Origin of the sequence: Leptotrichia sp. oral taxon 223 (assembly GCF_013394795.1) — a bacterium.
Taxonomy (GTDB): Bacteria; Fusobacteriota; Fusobacteriia; order Fusobacteriales; family Leptotrichiaceae; genus Leptotrichia.
Genome location: NZ_JABXYU010000001.1, coordinates 565114 through 587521 on the forward strand (window position 1 = coordinate 565114; position 22408 = coordinate 587521).

Sequence of the window (22408 nt, forward strand, 5' to 3'; positions counted from 1 at the left end):
AAACGACTTTGTCTATATTTTATCATATTTCTCATAAAATTTTTATCTTTTTATATATGTGCGTCAAAATTTTAAAAAACAGCATTAATTCAATTTGGATAAAAATTATTCTTTAAAAAAATAAAAGACGATTTCAAATGTAAATCGCCTCAAAGTTATTTTTTATTATTCACGCTGTATATGATTTTACTAGCTATTTCCCAACGAAACTAGCCATTATATCTTTATCATTTACCGATACAATAAAATCATTTTCAGAAACTTTTAAGGCAATATATTTTTTATCTTGCACGACTATAATTTCTAAAATTTGAATAATCAGTAATAATGATAAGACTAAAATTAATAATGACATAATTTCCTCCAGTTTTTCAATTTTTTACTTTATTTATTTATTATGTAAACATTATAGCAAAAATCAATCATTTTGTAAAATATATTATATATATATGACTTATATATCTTATTAATCTTTAAAAAACTGCCACTTAAAAAAAATAAATAATTCAATAAAAAAACATTCAAGGCGTTTATTACCTCAAATGTTTTTTGTTATTATATAAATGTTAGGAAAAAAAACAATCTTTTATTTTAAGTTATTAGAACTCTAATCCTAATCCTACTTTGAATATACTATTTTTTGTATCGTATAATTCATATCCTGCTGACAAGTTAAAGTTGTCTGAAACATTATATTTTGCTCCAAGTCCTAAGTTAAATATACCTTGATCATAGTCTAATGCCGCTAATTTAGCAACTTCTACACCATTTGTAGAAATACTTCTTTCAGCATTATATGATTTTCTGTTGAATCTTTGTTCATACTCAACGTTTCCGTATAAGTCTACAGCTCCAACTCTTGTTTGTCCGTAAACTCCTGCTGTGGCATTTCCACCACTTCTTTTAGCTTTTCCAAAACTTGTATTTCCAACAGTGAATGAATCTTCCTTAACACTTGTTATTCCCAATCCTACATAAGGTTTTACATAAGTATTTTCATCTGAATCATCTCTAAATTTATATCCTAATCTAGTTTGGAAATCAATTACATCTGAATCAAAATTTATATCGCCGTAATTTTTATATTTATGTTTATTGTTTCCATAAGTCAATACTGAAGCCACATCTAAATTATCTGTGAAATCATATTTTCCACTTAATGATACTTGGTATGAATCTATTTTTTCCTTCACACCGTCAAATGCATTTTTATATTTTACATTAGATTTTTCATATCCAAATCCTGCTCCTAATGTAAAGTTACCAAAGTTCTTAGTTCCTGACAAAACTACTCCATTAGCTCTAGTGCTGTATCTTGAATCCTGATCATAAGAACCTACTCCTCCAAGATATTGAACGTTAAGGTTGGCTCCATTTTCTTTTTTGGCTTGTTCCAAATCTTTAAATCCATTTGCTGTTACAGTTTTTGCCAAGTCGTAGTTTACTCTTGATCTGGCACCTTGAACTGTAGGTACAGATCCTGCAGGTGCAGCTGGTGCTGGTGTTGGTGTTGCTGGCGTAGCTGGTGTTGCAGGAGCGGCTGGCGCCGGTGTTGCTGGCGTTGGTGTTGATGAAGTAACTACTGAATTTACTGTTGCCGCTGTCACACCTCCGCTTAATGCTGAACTTAATGTTACAATCGTTGGCCCTGTATAAGTTTGCACTGTTCCTGAATCTGTTACTATATTTAAAGTTCCTCCCGCTGGCACAGTAAATGTATTTCCAGCAGATATTGTACTTGAACCAGTGGCTGTAACAGTATTTGTCCCAGTACCTAAGTTATAATTTGTGGCACCTGATATATTACCTCCTGCATGTATATTAAGCCCTCCACCTACAATTGAAGCGGCAGAAAATGCATTTGCACTAATAACTAATACTCCCAATAGTAATAATATTTTTTTCATTTAAAATTACCTCCATAATTTTGTATTTTTTTAAGTAACAATTTTTGACAAGTATTATTGTTTTTTAATAATACCATGTATAAGTTTTTTTGTCAAGTTGACAAAATTTATCTCTATTGACAGCTTTTCTTTGAATCTTACCATTTAAATTTGTTAAATATAAAATTTAAATTAATCTATTTTCCCAAATATAAACTCACTTATATATGATATTTCCAATGAATACTTACTTTTCATTTTATTTAAATACCAATTAAAAATATGTGTTACGCTCAATCTCTTTTCATTTCTATTTAATATAAAAAAGATTTTTAAAATGTTTATAAAAAATCTAAGTTTTTTTCTTTATTTAATCGTTAAATAAAATTATACAATGGATTTTCACTTTGTTAAAATTTAATTTTCAAAATTTACCTAATATTAACTTTACTTTCAAGCATTTTTTGATTAAATTTTATTCTTCTTTCGTTTTTTTTTTTGAATAAAAATTTTTTCAAAACATTTGCATTAATTTTTATTTAATCATTATAATAAAACTATTGTTTTTTGCCATAAAATATAATAACGAAATCCCAAAACTAAATAATTTTTGACTTTAAATTTCTTTATTGAAAAAATAAAAGACGATTATATTATAGACCGCCTTAAAATCTATTTTTCATTATTTTTAAACAAAATTTATTTTATTTTTTGAATAGTTTCAAGAACTTCTCTCAGATTTTTTTTCAATTCCTCGTTATCTGACTTTCTAGCTAGTTCCAATCCAGCTTTTGCCCATTTTTCTCCAGCATTATAATCTCCCAAATCTACATATAAATCCGCTAAATTATAATATGCCCATAAATAACCCTTTTGTATAGATGCCTGATACCATTTTAATGCTTCTCTTTGATTTCCTTCTACTTCAAAAATTATCCCCAATTTATTTTCTGAAAATCCCTCTTTTCTAAATTTCGTCATTTTTAAATACCATTCTTTTGCATTTTTATAATCTTTCAGCTCCTCATATGCCGACGCAATCCAAAGATAGTTATCCGTGTTATCTGCCAACTTTTGATATTCTTTATAATACTTTATTGATTTTTCATAATCTTCCTTTTCAAAATATAAATATGCTATATTTGAAATTGCAGTAAAGTTCCCGTTTTCTATGGCTTTTAAATACCACTTTTCAGCCTCTGAATAATTTTTTTGATTAGTATACAAAACTGCTAATCTATTTAAATAATCCGCATTGTTTGGAAATTCATTCACATATTTTGTAATTAAAGATATTAATTTTTTTTCATCATCTTTTTCATAAGCAGCATCTATCTGCTTTTCCAACTTTGTTTTTTCCTCTCTTGTCATCGTCGAAAAACTTTGAACTCCTAACCCTAAATTTGCAATTACTAATAATAAAATCAAATATTTTTTCATAATATTCCTTCTTTCTATTTTTTATATTACTAAGGCTAATTATTACTCTCAACTTCTTTAATAATCTCCTGTATATCTTTCATTTGTTTTTGATCTTTTTGCTTTTTCGCTGTTTCAAAAGATTTTTTTAGCCATTTTAATGCTTCATTCCTATCTCTCTGCTGATAATAAAGAATTCCTAGATTCGCTTGACCTGTTGAATTTCCTTTACTTGAGGATTCTAAAAACCATTTTCTAGCCTCTTTATGATTCCCTTCAGCAAGATAAATTTGTCCTAAAATATTTTGTGACACCCCTTCTTCATCCTTGATATACGATTTTAATAAATATTTTTTTGCTTCTTCTGTATTCTCCAATCTATAATTTAAAGTACCCATTACAAAATTCATTTCATCTATTTTTTCAAACGTCGTACTATCAATTTCATTAAACCATTGCAATGCTTTCTCATACTCCCCTTGATACATATATACTATCCCAATCATTAACCTTACATCATATTTTTCCCCATCATCTGCTATAAAAGGATATTTCTTCTGCAGCTCTACTGCCTCATTTAATTCCTTTTCACTTTCGTTCTTTCTACCCATATCATTATAAAACATTCCCAACATAACTTTTAATATAATATTAGAAGGATTTTTTTGTATGTTTTCTTTTAACATTGACAATGCTTTCTGTTTGTCCCCTTTATCGTATTCTTTTGCTACTTTCTCCATTATTTTTTCAAATTCCTTGGAATTCATTCGTGAAAACCCTTGCGTTCCAAAAACCAAATTAACTAGAATTACTGTAAAAACTAACAATTTTTTCATTCCTACATCTGCCTTTCTTCATATTTTTTATTTTTTTAGTAAAAACTAAGATAATTAAACATGTGGATATTTCCTTACAACTCCAGTAATATTGCAAGCTCCCTCAATCACAGGAAACATCATAACAGCTCCTGTCCCTTCACCAAGTTTCATGTCCATAAAAAGCATCGACTCTAAAGCCAGTTCCTTCAAAATATACTTCATTCCCGGCTCTTCGCTCAAGTGGGAAGCAATCATAAAATCCCTGCAGTTTGGACAAATTTTATATGCAACAAGGGCAGAAATTGCTGAAATAAAACCATCTATCACAATAGGCACACGGTTTTTTGCACATCCTAGATAAGTTCCTGTCATCCCGGCAATGTCCAGCCCTCCAACTTTTGCCAAAACATCTACTATTTTATTTTTTTTTAATATATAATTATCTTCACTTTTCACATTTACAGCGTTTTCTTTTTCATCAAAGCTAATACTTTCTTGATTTTTTTCAAGATTTTCTTTTTTTTCTGTTCCATTTATATTTTCTTCAAAAAATTTTGACAATCCATTCACTTCAACTGCCTTTTTGACAACATTCTTCTTATGCTCCAAAGTTTTATCATCAATCCCGCTTCCATAGCCGACAATCTCATCTAACGACAAATCTGTCAGAACCTTCAAAATAGCACTACTAGTCGTAGTATTTCCAATCCCCATTTCTCCAGTTGCAAATAAATTGTATCCATCTCTCACAAAATCATCAACCATTTCAATTCCAGTTTCTATCGCCTTCACAGCCTTTTCATAATCCATTGCGGCTCCTTTGACAATATTATTAGTACCAGATTCCATAATTTTTCTGTTGATAATTCCTGATAAATCTATTTCATTTTTAATGTCTGAACTCTCATCAATTCCCAGGTCTACCACTTTCACCTCAGCATTGTATACCATCGAGAGAGCATTAATTGATGATTTGCCATTTAACATTGCTTCCACGACATATTGGGTTATTACTCTTTTAGATTTGCTCACTTTTTCCCGTTCCACGCCATTATCAGCCGCCATTACAAGCACCATTTTTTTGCGGGGCTTATAATTTTCGCTCATTCCCTCAAGCCTTATTGCCAGTTCTTCCAATTTTCCCAGTCCTTTTGGAGTTTTTAGCAATGAATTCAGTTCATCTTCTTTTTTTTTCATTCTGTTTTTGTCTAAAGCTGTTATTTTTTTTATTGTATCAAATAAAATTTTCCCTGTTTTTCCACTCTTTCTCTTTTCCATTTATATATTCCTCTATTTATGATTTCATCTTAATTTTTTAGCAATCTTTTGAAAAGTTTTTTCCACGCCTTTCAATAACTTTTCCACATCCTCATCATTATGAACGTAAGAAACGAAATGTGCCTCATATTTTGAAGGTGGCACAATCACACCATTTTCAAGCATTGTATCAAAATATATGCTGTAAAATTCATCATTTGTATTCATTGCATCTTCCAAAGTTTTCACTTTTTCCTTTGAAAAAAATATTGTAAAAAGACTTCCAAAATGATTTACACTTGCTGGAATATCGTATTTTTTTATTAATTCATTAATTTTATTTACCAAATTCTCCGTTTTTTTATTTATATTTTCATAAATTTCAGGGTTTTCCTTCAAAATCGAAATTGTTTCTATCCCTGCAGCAACTGAAATTGGATTCCCAGAAAGCGTTCCAGCGTGATAAACATTACCAACTGGCGAAATTAAGTTCATAATTTCCTTTTTTCCACCAAATCCACCAACTGGATAACCACCACCAATAATTTTCCCAAGAACAGTTAAATCAGGTGTAATTCCAAATACTTTTTGAGCACCACCTAATGAAACCCTAAATCCAGAAATTACCTCGTCAAAAATTAACACCACATTTTTTTCTTTCGTGATTTCACGCACTTTTTCCAAATATTCCTTTTCTGTTTCGATAATCCCCATATTTGCTGGAATTGGCTCGATAATCACACATGCAATATCCTTATCATTTTCCAAAGTTTCCTTCAATTTTTCAAAATCTCCAAAAGGCAATGTTATCGTATCTTTCACAACCCCTTCGGTAATTCCGTTACTATCCTGATGTGCAAACGTCAAAAGCCCCGAACCAGCCTTAACCAGCAATGAATCTGAATGCCCATGATAACATCCTTCAAATTTTATAATCTTATTTTTCCCAGTAAACGCACGGGCAACTCTCACACTGGCCATAGCCGCCTCTGTCCCCGAAGTAGTAAGTCTCAATTTCTCAATCGATGGAAAACAGCTCTTCACAAGTTCCGCCAGCTCCACTTCCTTTTTCGTCGGCAATCCAAACGAAGTTCCGTTTTCAAGCTCTTTCTTCACAACCTCCAAAACCTTCGGATAATTATGCCCCAAAATCATCGGCCCCCAGGAACCAATCATATCCACATATTCATTTCCATCCTCATCATAAAGTCTGCTCCCATTCCCTCTTTTAATAAAAATTGGATACTCCTTGTCCACAGACTGAAACGCCCTCACTGGACTATTCACTCCACCTGGTATTGATTCTTTTGCTTTTTCATAAATTTTTTTTGAATTATTTGTATTCATTAAAGTTTCCCTCTTTTCTAATTAATATTTTCTTCATTTTATCATATTTATTTTATTTTGCAAATATTGATTAAATTTAATAATTTAAAGTAAATTTTTTTATTCTATCTTTTTCAGAAAAAAATTAGCAAAAAAAACAATATTATGATAAAATAAAATATAGGAAATTTTTAGGAAAGGATTGATATTATGTTGATAGATAAGGTGAAAAAAGTCAAAATTACTGATAATATTACTATTGGTAATGATAAGATTTTTTTGATTGCTGGGCCTTGCGTGATTGAGTCGGAAGACTTGGTTATGGAAGTGGCCGGGAAAATGAAGGACATTACTGACAAACTGGGGATTCAATATGTTTTTAAGGCTTCGTTTGACAAGGCTAACCGTTCTTCCATTTCCTCATTCAGAGGGCCTGGACTTGAAAAAGGGCTTGAGATTTTGTCACGGGTTAGGCAAAAATATGGTGTGGCTCTTGCGACAGACATTCACGAACCTTGGCAATGCAAAGAAGCCGCAAAAGTAATTGATTTGCTCCAAATACCTGCATTTTTATCACGGCAGACTGATTTGCTTATCGCAGCGGCAGAAACTGGAAAAGCCGTCAATATCAAAAAAGGGCAGTTTTTGGCACCTTGGGATATGAAAAATGTTGTGAAGAAATTTGAGGAAGCTGGAAATGAAAATATAATGCTTTGTGAGCGGGGAGCTTCGTTTGGATACAATAATTTGGTTGTAGATATGCGTGGGCTTCTGGAAATGAGAAAATTTGGCTACCCTGTTGTATTCGATGCGACGCATTCGGTACAAATTCCAGGAGGACAAGGGGAAACTTCAGGAGGAAACCGTGCCTATGTTTATCCGCTTGCTAGAGCAGCTGTGTCTGTTGGAGTTGACGGAGTTTTTGCAGAAGTACATCCTGAACCTGACAAAGGCTTATCCGATGGGCCAAATATGTTAAAACTGGACGATGTTGAAAATATTTTAACAAAATTGGTGCAGTATGATAAATTAACAAAAGAATTATAATACTGATTTTTGATTTACATAAAAATAAATTAATATATTTTTTTAATAAATTTTTAGGAGGATTACGATTATGAGTTCAAAATTATTATTAACACCGGGACCAACTAATGTGCCGGAAAAATATTTAGAAATTTTAGGAAACGATATTATTCATCACAGAACGCCTGAATTTAGAAGAATTATGAAAGAAAACAACGAAAACTTGAAAAAAGTCTTCAAAACAGCAAATGATGTGGCTGTCCTTACTTCATCTGGAACAGGCTCAATGGAAACAGCCGTTGTAAACTTTTTTTCAAAAGGAGATAAAGTTTTAGTGATAAATACTGGATATTTTGGAGATAGATTTAGAAAAATTTCTGAAATTTATGGTTTAAATGTAATTAATTTACAATATGAATTTGGGGATAGCTACAACTTGGACGATGTAAAGAAAGTTATTTCTGAAAACCCTGATTTAAAAGGAATTTTAGCAACTCATAGTGAAACTTCAGTTGGAATTTTAAATAATATAAAGGCACTTGGGGACTTAACAAAAAATACTGATATTCTATTAGTTGTCGATACAATTAGCGGACTTGTGGTAAATGAGTTTGATTTTGACGGATGGCATATTGACGTGGCAATCGCAGGAAGCCAAAAGGCATTTTTGATACCACCGGGACTTGCGTTTGTTGCTATAAGCGACAAGGCTAAAAAAGCCATGGAAACATCTGACTTGCCAAAATACTATTTTGACTTGAAGCAATACAAAAAATACTTTGATGCTAACGGAGAAACACCATACACTCCAGCAATCTCTTTAATTCTGGCATTGAACCAGTCACTAAAAGATTTGGTAAAAAATGGAATCGAAAGCACAATTAAGCAAAAGCACGATTTAAGAAAATATGTTGAAGAAAAAGCGCAAAAATTAGGATTTGAACTTTTGGTAAAAAATGAAGAAAACAGAACAAATACTTTAATTTCAATATATAAAGAAGGAATTGTAATAAAATCCGTTATTGCTGCACTTGAGGAAAAGGGATACACTGTTACAGGCGGAAAGGGAAAATATGCCGAAAGCCTTATGAGAATTGGGATTTTAGGACAAATTTCCAAAGAGCAGATTGATGACTTCTTTGTAATTTTTGAAGAGGAAGTAAAAAAACAAGTATAAATTTTACAAAAAAATAAAAGAAAAATAGGAACTGTTTCAAAGTTTTTATTATTTAAATTTCCAAAAATTAAATGAGCATAACTTTAACAGTTCCTACTGCAAAATATTGAAAAGGAGCGTAAATGAAACCATATTTATTTAAAATTGGAGGTTTTGAACTTAGAATTTATAGTTTAATGTATATTTTAGCCTTTCTTTTTGGAATGTTTATCGCACTTGCTGACGATGTTGCCGAAAAAAGAGGGATTGATGATAGAAAAATTATTGAAGATTTTGCATTTACAACTATTCTGGCTGGATTAATCGGGGCAAGATTATATTATGTCATTTTTAAATTTTCAGATTACATAGGAAACCCCTTATCGATTTTCTATATCTGGGAAGGCGGGCTTGCAATTCATGGTGGGATTATCGGTGCATTTATAGGATCGTATCTGTATGCTAAAAAAAATAAACGAAGTTTATGGGTGCTCACAGATATGGCTGTCGGGCCTTTACTATTTGGACAATTCCTAGGAAGATTTGGAAATCTGGCAAATGGAGAAGTACACGGCGTTCCGACATTTACTCCACTTAGCGTAATTTTTTCAGGAACATTCAGTAAATGGTGGGCAGAATATCAGACAATGAGCATTGCTGCAAAAGCCCAGTTTAAACAGCTTGTACCTTGGGGTATAAGTTTTCCGTTAGACACGCCTGCCGGTTCAGAATTTCCAAATTTACCATTGCATCCAGCTATGCTTTATGAGGCATTTTTAAATTTAATCGGCTTTATAATTCTTTGGTTCTATTTTAGAAAAAAAGAATACAATCCTGGAGTTTTATCAATGATTTATTTAATTATATACGCAGTTATCAGAATATTTGTAAGTACATTCAGAGCGGAAGATTTGTTAATTTTTGGAATAAGACTTCCATATTTAATAAGTATAGCTATGATTATTATTGCAATTATTGGAATAAAATATTTTAGCAGCCCAAATAGAAAATTTGTGCCTGTTGAAATTAAAAAAGAAGAACAAAATGAAAACAGCATTTCGATGGATTAACTACAATCTCGAAAAATCTAAATGCACAAAAAAACTGTCAAATTCATTATTCGAACGTGACAGTTTTTTTTTACTTCCCTTTTTTAGTTTTCTCATCTTTATTCTCAACATGCCTTTTACCACGGTTATCAATTAATGCGTCAACTCCACCTTTTTCATATTTTTTTACCCATGAATAAATTTGCTGATATGAAACGCCAAATTTTTTGATTGTTAAATTGTAGTCATAGTTGTTATTTTGACAGAAAACTACAGCTTCAACTTTTGCATCAATGGATTTTCTTATATGTTTTTTTACTACTGTATAATTTCCATTTGCATCCATGCTTCTTCTGTAATCTCTAATCCAGTAATTCAGTACACTTACAGAAGCAATGTCGTATTTTTTACAAATGTCAAACAACGAACCTTCATTATTTAAATAGCTTTTAATGGCTTTTTCCTTAACTTCACGGCTATAGCGTCTATTTTTATCACCAACCTTTATGCTTTCTTCACCAATTTCAACATATTTCTTTTTCCAAGTCATTAATGAAGATTTTGCAATGTTGTATTCTTTTGACAAACTCTTAATGCTTGCTTCTCCTGACAATACCCGTTTTACGAGTTCAATTTTTAGTTCATTAGATATTTTCGATTTTCTTCCCATTAAATTACCCTTTCTAAAATAAAATATATATTCTTTACTTTTAAACTATAATATAATAAACCTGCTCAATCCTTTTCAAACATTTTAAATATACATATTTAAATTAAATAATACACAGCTAAAAAGTGAAAAACACTTCCTAGAATAACAAAAATATGCCAAATCATATGATTAAACTTACATATTTTCCACGAATAAAAAATTGTTCCAAGCGAGTACAAAACACCCCCTAAAATTAAATAAATTAATGAAACTTGATTTATATTGCTTATTAAATCATTCCACGCAAATACAATCATCCAACCCATTATTAAATACAGCAACGTAGAAAACAGCTTAAATTTTCCAGTAAAAAATGCTTTAAATATAATTCCTAAGAAACACACTATCCATTGGATTGCCAATATGATTTTATTTATCGGGGAATTAACTGCTAAGTATAGAAAAGGTGTATAAGATGCCGCAATCAAAATATATATTGCAGAATGATCAAAAATTTCAAAAACCCTTTTAGCTGTCCCCGGCTTTAATCCATGATATATTGCAGACATTGTATATAAAACTACTAATCCAAATCCAAATGCCATAAATGATATGACTGTTCCGATATCCTGCCTCCAGCTCGCACGTATCGTTAACACAATGAAAGCGACTATAGCAAGTCCAGCACCGACAGTATGGCTTACAAAATTTGCAACTTCCTCACCATGAGAAAAATTTTCCGCCTTTTTATGTATTTCTGATATTGTATTAGTGCTTTTATTCTTAGTTTTTTTATTCATATTTTTCCTTTCAGATACAAAGACATTTTTTGTGTTTAAATACACAATTTTAACAAAATCATCCTTTAAATAGCCCGTCATTTGGACTTATATGAATATAAAATCAATTTAAAATACTAACTTTGCATTATAATAATACCATATAAATTTTAATAATGTATTTCTTTTTGCTTATAAAATGATTTTTTTTACCTATCAGGTTATAATTATTTAATTTTCAATAAGAAATATATCACCTGTTATAATACAATTTATTATAACAGTTATTTTAATTATAATCAACCTAAAATAGCAATTATAGTTAAAATTTTTAATTAAAATGACATAATTGCTCAATATATTCAAAATCCAACTAAAAAATTTAAATGTAATATGCTTAAATCCTTTTTATTGTCATGCGGCAGCAACTTTTTTAGTTCACAAATAAAATTTGACATAATAATATTTTTATTTATGTTAGAATAGCATTATCGAAAAATAATGAGACATAACATTTTATACCTCTATGTAAAAAAAACTAATGTAAATTGAAATTTGAAAAAAATAGTCATTAATTAAAATTTCTTGGAAAAAATAAATAGAAAAAATTTTGAATTTATGTTACACTTTAAAAGTAAAAAAATTTTAATAAAAAAGAGGAAAAAATATGGAAAAAAGAACTGAAAAATTATCAAGAATTTTAAATGAATTGAATGTTGATGGATTATTTATTACAGATTTATATAATCTTCGATATTTTACTGGGTTTACTGGGACAACTGGAGTTGCTCTTGCGACAAAAAATGGGAATTTTTTCTTTTCGGATTTTAGATACAAGACACAAGCTACTAAACAAGTTAGTGAAATGGGATTTAAATTTGTAGAAGTCTCACGTGGTTCGCTTCGTACAGTTGGGGAATATATAAAGAAATTCGGGCTCAAAAACGTAGGGTTTGAAGACGTGAATGTGTCGTTTTCCCTTTATCAGACAATTAAAGATATTTTCAAGGTGGAATTAGTGCCAGTCGGAAATAAACTTGTGATGGAAAGAATGGTAAAATCAGAAGAAGAAATTGCACTTATTAAAAAGGCGGTAGAAATTAGTGATGTGGCATTTTCAGAGGCTTTAAAAATTATAAAGGAAGGAGTTTCTGAAAAGGAAGTTTCTTCGTATATGGAATATATCCAACGAAAATTAGGAGCTGATGATCGTTCATTTACGACAATTTTAGCCAGCGGGTACCGTTCAGCTATGCCACACGGGGTGGCTTCTGATAAAAAGATTCAAAAGGAAGAATTTATTACAATGGATTTTGGGGCATATTATGAAGGATATGTGTCAGATATGACAAGAACTGTTTATTATGGAGATAACATTACTGATAGACACGTAGAAATTTATAATACTGTTCTGGAATCTCAGATATTGGGTGTGAATACTATAAAAGAAGGAATAATGTCAGATGATGTTGACAAAGTTGTTAGAAACTTTTTAACTGAAAAAGGATATGGCGAATATTTTGGACACGGACTGGGACACGGAATTGGTGCTGAAATTCACGAATTGCCTTACTTGTCGAGCGCTTCACATATTGAACTGAAAGAAAATATGGTTGTAACTTCTGAACCAGGACTTTATTTTGACGGATGGGGCGGAGTTAGAATTGAAGATGATGTCGTAGTCAAGAAAGATGGCAGAGAAATATTGAATAAAAGTAATAAGGAATTGATTATTTTACACTAAATATTATAAAATTAATTATAAAAATAGGGAATGTCCCACAAATTGAGGCACTCCCTTGTTTTTTAAAAATACATTTTTTTAAATAATGTCGGGCACACTTCTTTCATGCTATTTGGAAATTGTGTACACCAGTGAAATATTATTTTTGGATATTTTTTGTTAATGTATCCTATTTTTCTTTTGTAGTTATTCAACTTTTTATTATAATCGTCAATGAAATCATCTTGAAAAATAGTTTTGCTATTAATTTTGTAGCTTTCCTTGCTTAAAATATTGTGTGAGCAGTTTTTTCTGGAAAAGGCATAGGCTGGTATAAAGGCAAAGGTTTCATTTTCAAAATAATTTGTCATAAATTTAGCTTCAAAAGATATGTTTATATATTTTGATAAATTATCTTGATTCTTTATAATTGAATAATATATTTTTTTCCCCTGCGAAATCAACCATAGCCTAAAAAAATCAAAGCTCCAGCTCGCTGTGTCGCCGTTCACAAGATATGAGGCACACCACAACTTTTCATTATAGCTTTCACGCATTAATTCAAATGTAATTATTTCAAAATCAAAAATTTCCTCATCTGTTTTTTTTGACAGAATATCTATTAAATAGTCTACAAACTCATTATTATTTTTAGCTTTTTTATGCGATATGGAAATGTATTTCCAAAACTCTTCCCGTTTCATTTTAAGTTTTGTAGCAAAATTTCTTATAGACATCTTTGTCACACCTCTTTTCTTTTCCAACTTTTATATTTCCCCATATTTTATTTTTATAAAAAATCATTTCAAAATCAACCTCATAAATTCCGTCTAATTTTTATTAATCTGACTCTAAACACTTTCAGGCATATTCAAACTTTGAGTAATAAATGCAATAAATACAGCTGTAATCTTATTATCTCGTCTATTTCTAAAAAATAACCCTCCATCAGAATACGAAGCATCATTTTTTCTAAATTTATCTGTACTTCCCTGATTCATATGAATATCGTGCAAACCTTTCCCATTCGCATAAAGCCTTCCAAACGCAATCACTTCATAATCATCATTATTCATAGCCTGCACAACATTCTTCTCGATAATCCCAGTCAAATAAACGCTTTTTATATCAAACCCCTTCATCTGTATCATCTTTTCGTGTGGAAAAAGTTTCATTCTAATATAATCCAGATATAAATCCTTGTGACATTCTGTAATACCATTTTTTTGCAACAGCATTTTACGGACAATTCTCTTTCGGCAATTATAATTCTCATCATAATAAACCTTCAAATTGGAAGAAACAATTTCATTCATCTTCTCATAAATACTCCCAATATTAACCGCCAAATCATATCTTTTCCCCTCATCATCCATTGCCACAATATGATAATGTGCCCTTTTATCAAAGTCATACCATTTATCTATAACTTTTCCTCGAAACATCACATATTTTTCCATATTTTCCTCTATTTTAAAGTGATATTATTATATATTTAATCTCTCATTATAAGTATAACATATTTTTTACGAAAGAAAAGAGATTGGAAATTTTATTAAAAAAATTTTTTAAGATTACAAATAAAAAAATAACCGCTGTCTTTTACAACAACGATTATCTAAAAAATTAAATTTCTTTATTCTTTTGCGGGAACATGATATCCCAGTAAATTATCAACTAAATAACATGTTCCTATATTTTTTAAAATTTGATTCTTTCTTTTTAAAATAACTGCTCTTTTATTTTCAGGAATATAAATATATGTTGGTTCTCTAGAGATACCTAATGCCCAGGATACTTTATCCTTTTTATTCATTCTTTTTTGTTTTTTTGCTATCATTATATCTCCAGACACATGTACTAATGAATAAAAAATTTCATAAGGACGTTTAGCTTCATAATATTTCATCGTATTACTATCATAAAGAAATAATTTTATACCTTCTTTTTTTAGTAATTTATTTGCTTTTAAATAATAACTTTTTTCCACATTTTCTGAAGAAAATAGACATTCATCTTTTGCTTCATGAAAATAATAATTATATATAGTTACCAAAAAAAATATAATTATTATAATAAAAAATATTTTCACTTTTAATTTCAAAAATATCACCTTCTTTTTTATTTTCTTTTGTAGTATTAAAAAATTAATATCACAATTAATTTCTACTCATAATTTTAGAAATTAAAAGACTTTCTTGTAATTACTTTAAAATCTATATATCTATTCAACAACTTCATTTAGGATTACAAGTCCCTATTTTATTATGTTTCTTGCTATTATTATATCACATTTCTACTTATTAGTACATTCTCTTTTCAAACCTTTCATTGTGTGTTTATTTTTCAATGTCGTGTAAAACACTTCTATACAGGCATTAAATAATTCCCTTTTCTACTGTAAAAAATACTCATCTCTTTTTCCACACAGCTTCTTAAATTTCGCAATTTCATAAAAAGAGCCACAAACCACTATCGACTTATACTGACTATTCTTTTTCAAAACCATCTGTTTTGCTTGATTATAGGCATCTAAAATATTGTCTTCAAAAATAATATTATTTGTCAAAATATTTGCATTTTCCAGATTTTTCTTTATTTCATTGGCAGAAAGTCCGTAAGTAACGTCTTTTAAAGACGTTATAAAAATTTTGTAATTTTTTTCCAAAATTTTCTCAAAAATATTTGCAATGTCCTTTGTTCCAAGTATCGAAAGAATAAAAATTACTTCATTATTTTTAAAAAGTTCATTCAAATTTTCTACAAGAACTCGTACAGAATCATCATTATGAGCCACATCCAGTATTGTAGCTGGATTTTGTGAAAAAATCTCAAACCGTCCATCCAGCGAAATTTCATCAAGCCCTTTCTGAATAACTTCATCGCTGATACCATAAATTTTAGCAATTTCGTAAGCAATCAAAAAATTATTTGCCTGAAATTTTCCAAAAAGTGGCAATATAAATGTTTTTCCCAAATTATGTTTATTTTTTTCATCTTCAATATTTTCAAATTCTTCCAAATTTCCACTTTCCCAAATCTTCACAATTGTCTTATAATTTTTGGTATCCAGTTCGACTTGCAAATTTTCATACTTTTTCAAGACATTTACCGAATTATCAGTTTCCTTTTTTACAGCATTCTCCAATTCAATCAAATTCTGGGCATAAATGCACAACTGCCCATCCTTTATAATGCCAGCTTTCCTATCTGCAATTTTCTCAAGCGAATTTCCCAAAAGACTAACGTGATCAAAACTCACATTTGTTATAACCGCAATTGTCGAATTTACAACATTTGTAGCGTCATATCTTCCACCAAGACCAGTTTCCAGAAATATAAAATCAGGATTTTTTGCCTCAAAATAAAGTAAAGCCATAAAAGTCGTTATCTCAAAAAAATTTATCTGCAACGAATTTTTTTCCAAAATCTCCATAACAACTTCATAATACTTCACAACATCCTCATCAGAAATCATCTCTTTATTCAACAAAATTCTCTCATTAAACCATAAAATATGTGGCGAAGTAAACTTTGCAACAGAATACCCCGCTGCAAAAAAAATACCCTCTAAAAACGTAGCTGTCGAACCTTTCCCATTCGTCCCTGCAATATGAACAATTTTCTTATTTTTACAAGGCTCTCCCAGCAACTCATAAATTTTTTTCATTTTTTCATTATTTTGATTTAAAGATTCATTAGTTATCCTTTTATCAATCGTTCTCATATTAAAAATTTTTTCCAGAACTTCATCTATTTTCATTATTTAATTTTCCCTTTCACTCTAGCATTATACCTTATAAAAAAATAAAATCTTTTTAACAACGAGAAGGATTCTCTCTTACGAAATAGTGTATAATTCAAAATTTATAATAAATTTTCTTAAATTTAGGTAAATAAAAAGACACCGATACAAGTGCCTTTTTATAAATAGCTATTTTTTCTTAGTTTCTTGAAATTTTGCCCATACTCCTGCTTTTGTCAAAATACTTCTAACAGTTTCTGTTGGTTGAGCTCCATGTGATAAATATTTCAAGATTTCTTCCTCTTTTAATACTACTTGTTTTCCTTCTTCAGCAAGTGGATTGAATGTTCCCAAGTAAGCAACTGCTTTTCCATCTCTTCTTGATAAAGCCTCCATGGCTACGATTCTATAAAAAGGAACTTTTTTTCTTCCTAATCTAGTTAATCTTAATTTTAACATTAAATTTTACCTCCATTTATTTAATAACTTGAAAATCTATTATTCTAAGTATGATATGATTATACTAAAATTTTCAAAAATTGTCAAGTATTTTTTCTTTACATTAGAATTTTTAAACATTAGGTGTATTGTCAAGTTAAGTGCAACAAAAAATAAAAATAATATAAAAATAAAATATTTTTTATATTTCAAAACTATTTGCTACTCAACAATAACTTCCACAACCTCATTCACTGTAAATCTAGAAAAATACTCTCCAACATTAACCGTTTCCAATTTCTCCTTCACAGCTTCCCTTGTATATTTCGTATCTTTCAATAAATTTTCAATTTCACTCAAATCTTCATTTTTTCCAAAGAAATCTCCATAAAATTTGATATTCTTAATTCTAGAGTTTTCTACTGTGGCAAAAATTTGAATTTTTCCGTTTGCGAAACGTTTTTCACGAGTTATGTTAAATTCTGGGGAAGTTCCGTAAACCCATTCCCAGTTTCTATGTTTCTTTTCTGCATTTTCTTCAATTATTTTTAACTCTTCTGGAGTAAATTTGTATTCTTCCATTTCTGGATAATGTTTTTTCATGTACTCCATTATTTTTTCACCAAATTCGTTTACTGTGATTGGCTGTTTCAAATGTGGAAGTATATTTGTAACACGGCTTCTTACTGATTTTACACCTTTTGATTCAATTTTATCCTTTGAAACTTTCAGTGCATTTCCCAATTCTCCAAAATTTACATCAAATAATAGGCAACCATGGTGCATTACACGTCCTTTTATGTATGCTTGAGCGTTTCCACAAAATTTCTGTCCATCTATTTCCAAATCATTTCTACCCGTAAATTCTGCTTTTACTCCCAATTCTGCCAGAGTTTCTATAATTGGCTTTGAAAATTCCTTAAAGTTAAAGCCTTCCTTATCTTCCTGCTTGTTGGAAATAATTGTGTAGTTTAAGTTGTTTAAATCATGGTAAACTGCACCTCCTCCAGAAATTCTACGAACAACATGGATTCCTTTTTCACGTGTATATTCTGTGTTTATCTCTTCAATTGTATTCTGATATTTTCCCACAACAATTGTTGGCTCATTTATCCAAAGTAAAAATATTTCGTCAATATCACGCAACTGCTTAAAGCAGTACTCTTCCAAAGCAATGTTAAATGCTGGATCATTTGATTTATTAACATAATATTTCATATGTTTAAAATTCCTTTCAAAATTTCAATTTATTTCACTTTTTTATTATTTTCTTTTTCTAGGTAAATGAATCGCTTCATCTAATGCATCTGCACATGCTTCAAACAGAGCTTCTGAGTAAGTTGGATGAGCATAGATTGTTTTAATCACTTCATCTACTGTAATTTCCATTGCCATAAGCCCTGACGCTTCGTTAATCATTTCTGCTGCTGATGGTCCTACAATGTGTACTCCAAGAATTTCGTCATATTTTTTATCAACTATAACTTTTACAAATCCTGCTGTTTCTCCAGATGCCAATGCTCTTCCATTTGCTGCGAACTGGAATTTACCAACTTTAATGTCATACTTTTCTCTTGCCTCATCTTCTGTTAATCCAACCATTGCCACTTCCGGCACTGTATAGATTGCCGATGGAGTTGTTTCGAGCCTGATTTCTCTGTGATTTCCTTGAACCGCATTTTCAGCTGCAACTTCTCCCATTCTGAATGCCGCATGAGCAAGCATCTTAATTCCGTTTATATCTCCAGGCGCATAAATTCCTGATATACTTGTTTCCATATATTTATCAACTTTGATTTTCCCTTTTTCCATTTCCAGTTCAAGCTCTCCAACAGCTTCCAAGTCAGGTACTCTTCCTATTGATAATAACGCTTTTTCAGAAACAATGTCATCATGTCCATCAACTTTGATTGTTAAATTATGTCCATCATCAACAATTTCCTTAATTTGTGTAGAAGTTAATATTTTCATTCCTTTTTTCTCAAGCTCTTTTCTAAGCACAGCTGAAGATTCCCTGTCTACTCCTGGTACGATTCTATCCATCATTTCCACAACTGTAACTTCACTTCCAAATGATAAGAACACTTGTCCAAGCTCAATTCCGACAACTCCTCCACCAATTACAGTAAGTGATTTTGGAATTTGCTGTATGTCTAAAATGTCATCACTTGTAAGAACTTTGTTGCTTTCAATTCCAGGAATATTGATTTTTCCAACTTTCGATCCACCAGCTAAGATTATTTTATCAGCTCTTAAAACAGTTTCTCCGTTTACAACAACATCTTTATCCTTATTAATTTTTCCAATTCCATTAAACATTTTAATTTCATTGCTCTTTAGAAGCCCTCTTACACCATTTGTCAATGTTTTAACAATTTCATTTTTCAACTGCACAACTTTTGGCATGTCAATTGTGTATTTTTCACTTTCCAAAATAATTCCTCTTTTACTTGCCATTTCGATACCTTCGAGAATTTCAGCATTTTTAAGGAATGTTTTTGTAGGAATACATCCTTTGTTCAGGCAAGTTCCTCCAAATTCATTTTTTTCTACAACTGCCACTTTTGCACCAAGCTGAGCTGCACGAATTGCCGCTACATATCCAGCAGGCCCTCCACCAATTACAACAACATCAAATTCATCTTCTGCCTTTTCTTTTTTAGGGGCAGGTTGAGCCACATTTTCTGATTTCGGCTGTGAAGCTTGTGCTGGAGCTGCACTTGCTGTATTTGCTGAACCTGCTTCTGGAGCTACTTCTCCTTCTGCACCAATATATCCGATAATTTCTGTAACAGGTACAGTTTCTCCATCTCCTTTTACTATTTTTATCAAATATCCTGATTCTTCAGCTTCCAGTTCCATACTTGTCTTATCTGTCATTATTTCAAGTAAGATTTCCCCTTCTTCTACCTTTTCCCCTTCTTTTTTATTCCATTTTATAATCTGCCCTTCCGTCATATCTATTCCAGCTTTAGGCATAATTATCTCTGTAGCCATAAAATTCACTCCTTTATACTCAAATAATTTTACATTTCATATTTTCTATCTAATTTTAAATTAACAAAGAAATTGGATTTTCCAAAGCATTTTTCAAATCTTGCATAAATTTAGCTCCAGCAAGTCCATCTACCACTCTGTGATCAATTGTAAGAGTCAAAGTCATCATTGGACGAACTGTAATTTCACCATTTACAACAACAGGCTTTTCAACTGTGGAAGAAACTCCCAAGATTGCTGAATTTGGCTGATTTATTATCGGGTTAAAGCTTTGTACTCCAAACATTCCAAGATTACTTATTGTAAATGTGCTTCCACTTTGCTCATCAGGTGTCAACTTCATATCTAATGCTTTTTTCACTATCTTCTTAGATTCAACAACTAATTCACTAAGTGTCATTTTATCTGCACCTTTTACAACTGGCACAAGAAGTCCACCATCAAATCCTACTGCAATCGCCAAGTTTACATAATTATGCAGAATAATCTGTGTTCCATCTTCTGACAAACTTGAATTTACAAACTTGTGCTTTAACAAAGTTTTTATAACTGCAAATGAAATAATATCTGTTATTGTAATTTTCTTTCCTGTACTTTCCAAAATTGTATCAAGTATTTTCTTTCTTAGTGCAATGGCTTCAGTCATGTCAATTTCGTAATTAAGTGCAAATGTTGGTGCTGTTAGATAACTTTCTGTCATACGTTTTGAAATAACTTTTCTCATTGCTGACATTGGCACAATTTCTATATCCTGCTGTGCAACTGCTTTTTCTTCTGCAACAACAGCTTTTTCGTGTCTTGCCAAGTCCTCTGTTTCCTGTGGCTTAGCAATCAATTTCAAAATATCATCTCGCATTATTTTTCCATTGTATCCTGTCCCAACAACACTTTCCAGCTCAATGTTATGATCCAACGCAATCTTTCTTGCAAGTGGCGATATTCTAATATGATTTTCAAATTTAAATGTTTCTACATCTTCCTTATGAACACGTCCATTTGCTCCGCTGCCTTTCACAAGAAAAAGATCAAGTCCCATCTGCTGTGCTAATTTACGTGCTGCAGGAGTAGCTCTTAACTCATTATTTTCCATAGCTTCTTCCTTTCTATTTTATTTCTTCCTATATATTTTTTATTGTTTATTTTTTACTTTTCTAATTGCTTCTACAATTTTTTCCACACTTGGAACCATCGCTGTTTCAAGAGTGTGATTATAAGGTATTGGTACATCTTCCCCTGCTAATCTTACTATTGGATGATCCAAATAGTCAAATGTGTCACTTTCTGAAATAATTGCAGAAATTTCTCCAATAAACCCGCTTGTTTTGTGAGCATCATTTACTAAAATTACTCTTCCAGTCTTTTTCACAGAATTTAATATAATTTCCTTATCTAATGGAACTAATGTTCTTGGATCTACAACTTCTACGCTAATTCCTTCACCTTCTACAATTTCTGCTGCCTTCATTACTCTTTCCAGCATTCTTCCATAAGTTACAATTGTAATATCTTTTCCTTCTTTTTTAATTTCACCTTTTCCTAAAGGAATAACAAATTCAGGATCTATGGGAACTTTACCTTTCATATTGTATTGTGCTTTATATTCAAGGAAAATTACTGGGTTATTATCACGAATTGCTGATTTTAAAAGCCCTTTTACATCCGCAGGTGTTCCTGGCGCAACAACCTTTACTCCTGGAATATGAGTAAACCAAGACTCAAGTGACTGTGAATGCTGTGCAGCTGAACCCACTCCAGAACCTGCTGCACATCTGAATGTTACAGGCACTTGCCCTTTTCCGCCAAACATATATCTAGTTTTTGCTGCCTGATTTACAATGTTATCCATCATATAAACGATAAAATCCATGAATGTTACATCAACTATTGGACGAAGTCCTGTCATCGCTGCACCTATTGCAGCTCCAGAAATTGCAGATTCTGAAATTGGCATATCTTTTATTCTTTCTGATCCAAATTCTTTCAGCATTCCAACCGATGTTCCGAAATCTCCTCCAAAAATTCCTACATCTTCTCCCATTAAAAATACATTTTCATCTTGTCTCATTTCCTCTGACATTGCTGTAATAATCGCCTCTTTTACAGACATCAACTTTTTTTCCATTTTTTATCTCCTTTT

At 30.9% G+C, this 22408-nt stretch carries 21 protein-coding genes; 4 read left to right on the forward strand and 17 right to left on the reverse strand.

Translation table 11 applies throughout. From position 1 onward, the window contains the following. Window positions 1-193: 193 nt before the first annotated feature. The 6 genes from HW275_RS02735 to hemL all read right to left on the reverse strand — a co-directional run bounded on the left by HW275_RS02735 (window position 194) and on the right by hemL (window position 6727). A complete protein-coding gene (locus HW275_RS02735; RefSeq protein WP_178934940.1) occupies window positions 194-355 on the reverse strand; it encodes a LemA family protein in 162 nt (53 codons plus the stop codon). Between the two features lie 244 nt (window positions 356-599). Continuing rightward, the gene (locus HW275_RS02740) at window positions 600-1907 is read right to left on the reverse strand and encodes an autotransporter outer membrane beta-barrel domain-containing protein (RefSeq protein ID WP_178934942.1); all 1308 of its coding nucleotides are present in this window, start codon (window positions 1905-1907) and stop codon (window positions 600-602) included. Window positions 1908-2585: 678 nt separating this feature from the next. Then, complete coding sequence (locus HW275_RS02745) at window positions 2586-3326, reverse strand: lipopolysaccharide assembly protein LapB (protein ID WP_178934944.1); 741 nt, start codon at window positions 3324-3326, stop codon at window positions 2586-2588. A gap of 35 nt (window positions 3327-3361) precedes the next feature. After that, complete coding sequence (locus tag HW275_RS02750; RefSeq protein WP_178934946.1) at window positions 3362-4141, reverse strand: lipopolysaccharide assembly protein LapB; 780 nt, start codon at window positions 4139-4141, stop codon at window positions 3362-3364. Window positions 4142-4195: 54 nt separating this feature from the next. Then, window positions 4196-5401: a nicotinate-nucleotide--dimethylbenzimidazole phosphoribosyltransferase gene (locus HW275_RS02755; RefSeq protein WP_178934948.1), complete on the reverse strand. Its 1206-nt coding sequence runs from the start codon at window positions 5399-5401 to the stop codon at window positions 4196-4198. Window positions 5402-5425: 24 nt separating this feature from the next. Next, the gene (hemL, locus tag HW275_RS02760; protein WP_178934950.1) at window positions 5426-6727 is read right to left on the reverse strand and encodes a glutamate-1-semialdehyde 2,1-aminomutase; all 1302 of its coding nucleotides are present in this window, start codon (window positions 6725-6727) and stop codon (window positions 5426-5428) included. Window positions 6728-6916: 189 nt separating this feature from the next. Here hemL and kdsA point away from each other — a divergent pair, with 189 nt between their 5' ends. The 3 genes from kdsA to lgt all read left to right on the forward strand — a co-directional run bounded on the left by kdsA (window position 6917) and on the right by lgt (window position 9958). Beyond that, window positions 6917-7753: a 3-deoxy-8-phosphooctulonate synthase gene (kdsA, locus tag HW275_RS02765; protein WP_178934953.1), complete on the forward strand. Its 837-nt coding sequence runs from the start codon at window positions 6917-6919 to the stop codon at window positions 7751-7753. Between the two features lie 70 nt (window positions 7754-7823). Further along, complete coding sequence (locus HW275_RS02770; protein WP_178934955.1) at window positions 7824-8909, forward strand: alanine--glyoxylate aminotransferase family protein; 1086 nt, start codon at window positions 7824-7826, stop codon at window positions 8907-8909. A 122-nt stretch (window positions 8910-9031) separates the two neighbouring features. Beyond that, the gene (gene lgt / locus HW275_RS02775; protein WP_178934957.1) at window positions 9032-9958 is read left to right on the forward strand and encodes a prolipoprotein diacylglyceryl transferase; all 927 of its coding nucleotides are present in this window, start codon (window positions 9032-9034) and stop codon (window positions 9956-9958) included. A 70-nt stretch (window positions 9959-10028) separates the two neighbouring features. Here lgt and HW275_RS02780 read toward each other — a convergent pair whose 3' ends face one another. Beyond that, the gene (locus tag HW275_RS02780; protein ID WP_178934959.1) at window positions 10029-10607 is read right to left on the reverse strand and encodes a helix-turn-helix domain-containing protein; all 579 of its coding nucleotides are present in this window, start codon (window positions 10605-10607) and stop codon (window positions 10029-10031) included. 98 nt (window positions 10608-10705) lie between these two features. After that, window positions 10706-11389, reverse strand: coding sequence for a hemolysin III family protein (locus HW275_RS02785; RefSeq protein ID WP_178934961.1), 684 nt, complete (start codon window positions 11387-11389; stop codon window positions 10706-10708). Between the two features lie 646 nt (window positions 11390-12035). Here HW275_RS02785 and HW275_RS02790 point away from each other — a divergent pair. Further along, on the forward strand, window positions 12036-13112 hold the full coding sequence (locus HW275_RS02790) for a Xaa-Pro peptidase family protein (protein WP_178934963.1): 1077 nt from the start codon (window positions 12036-12038) through the stop codon (window positions 13110-13112). Between the two features lie 62 nt (window positions 13113-13174). Here the strand turns inward: HW275_RS02790 and HW275_RS02795 are convergent, their stop codons facing one another. The 9 genes from HW275_RS02795 to HW275_RS02835 all read right to left on the reverse strand — a co-directional run bounded on the left by HW275_RS02795 (window position 13175) and on the right by HW275_RS02835 (window position 22393). Next, the gene (locus tag HW275_RS02795) at window positions 13175-13855 is read right to left on the reverse strand and encodes a DUF4240 domain-containing protein (RefSeq protein WP_255459992.1); all 681 of its coding nucleotides are present in this window, start codon (window positions 13853-13855) and stop codon (window positions 13175-13177) included. Between the two features lie 87 nt (window positions 13856-13942). Beyond that, a complete protein-coding gene (locus HW275_RS02800; protein ID WP_178934965.1) occupies window positions 13943-14551 on the reverse strand; it encodes a DUF2278 family protein in 609 nt (202 codons plus the stop codon). A 176-nt stretch (window positions 14552-14727) separates the two neighbouring features. After that, on the reverse strand, window positions 14728-14931 hold the full coding sequence (locus HW275_RS02805; RefSeq protein WP_178934967.1) for a hypothetical protein: 204 nt from the start codon (window positions 14929-14931) through the stop codon (window positions 14728-14730). 555 nt (window positions 14932-15486) lie between these two features. Continuing rightward, window positions 15487-16854: a folylpolyglutamate synthase/dihydrofolate synthase family protein gene (locus HW275_RS02810; protein WP_178934969.1), complete on the reverse strand. Its 1368-nt coding sequence runs from the start codon at window positions 16852-16854 to the stop codon at window positions 15487-15489. Between the two features lie 171 nt (window positions 16855-17025). Continuing rightward, a complete protein-coding gene (gene rpsP, locus HW275_RS02815) occupies window positions 17026-17295 on the reverse strand; it encodes a 30S ribosomal protein S16 (protein WP_178934971.1) in 270 nt (89 codons plus the stop codon). 201 nt (window positions 17296-17496) lie between these two features. Further along, window positions 17497-18492 (reverse strand): lipoate--protein ligase, encoded by a 996-nt coding sequence (locus HW275_RS02820; protein ID WP_178934973.1) that lies wholly within the window; start codon window positions 18490-18492, stop codon window positions 17497-17499. Window positions 18493-18537: 45 nt separating this feature from the next. Continuing rightward, a complete protein-coding gene (gene lpdA / locus HW275_RS02825) occupies window positions 18538-20271 on the reverse strand; it encodes a dihydrolipoyl dehydrogenase (protein WP_178934975.1) in 1734 nt (577 codons plus the stop codon). Window positions 20272-20326: 55 nt separating this feature from the next. Then, window positions 20327-21361, reverse strand: coding sequence for a dihydrolipoamide acetyltransferase (locus HW275_RS02830; protein WP_178934977.1), 1035 nt, complete (start codon window positions 21359-21361; stop codon window positions 20327-20329). Window positions 21362-21400: 39 nt separating this feature from the next. Beyond that, window positions 21401-22393: an alpha-ketoacid dehydrogenase subunit beta gene (locus HW275_RS02835; protein ID WP_178934979.1), complete on the reverse strand. Its 993-nt coding sequence runs from the start codon at window positions 22391-22393 to the stop codon at window positions 21401-21403. Between the last annotated feature and the right edge of the window lie 15 nt (window positions 22394-22408).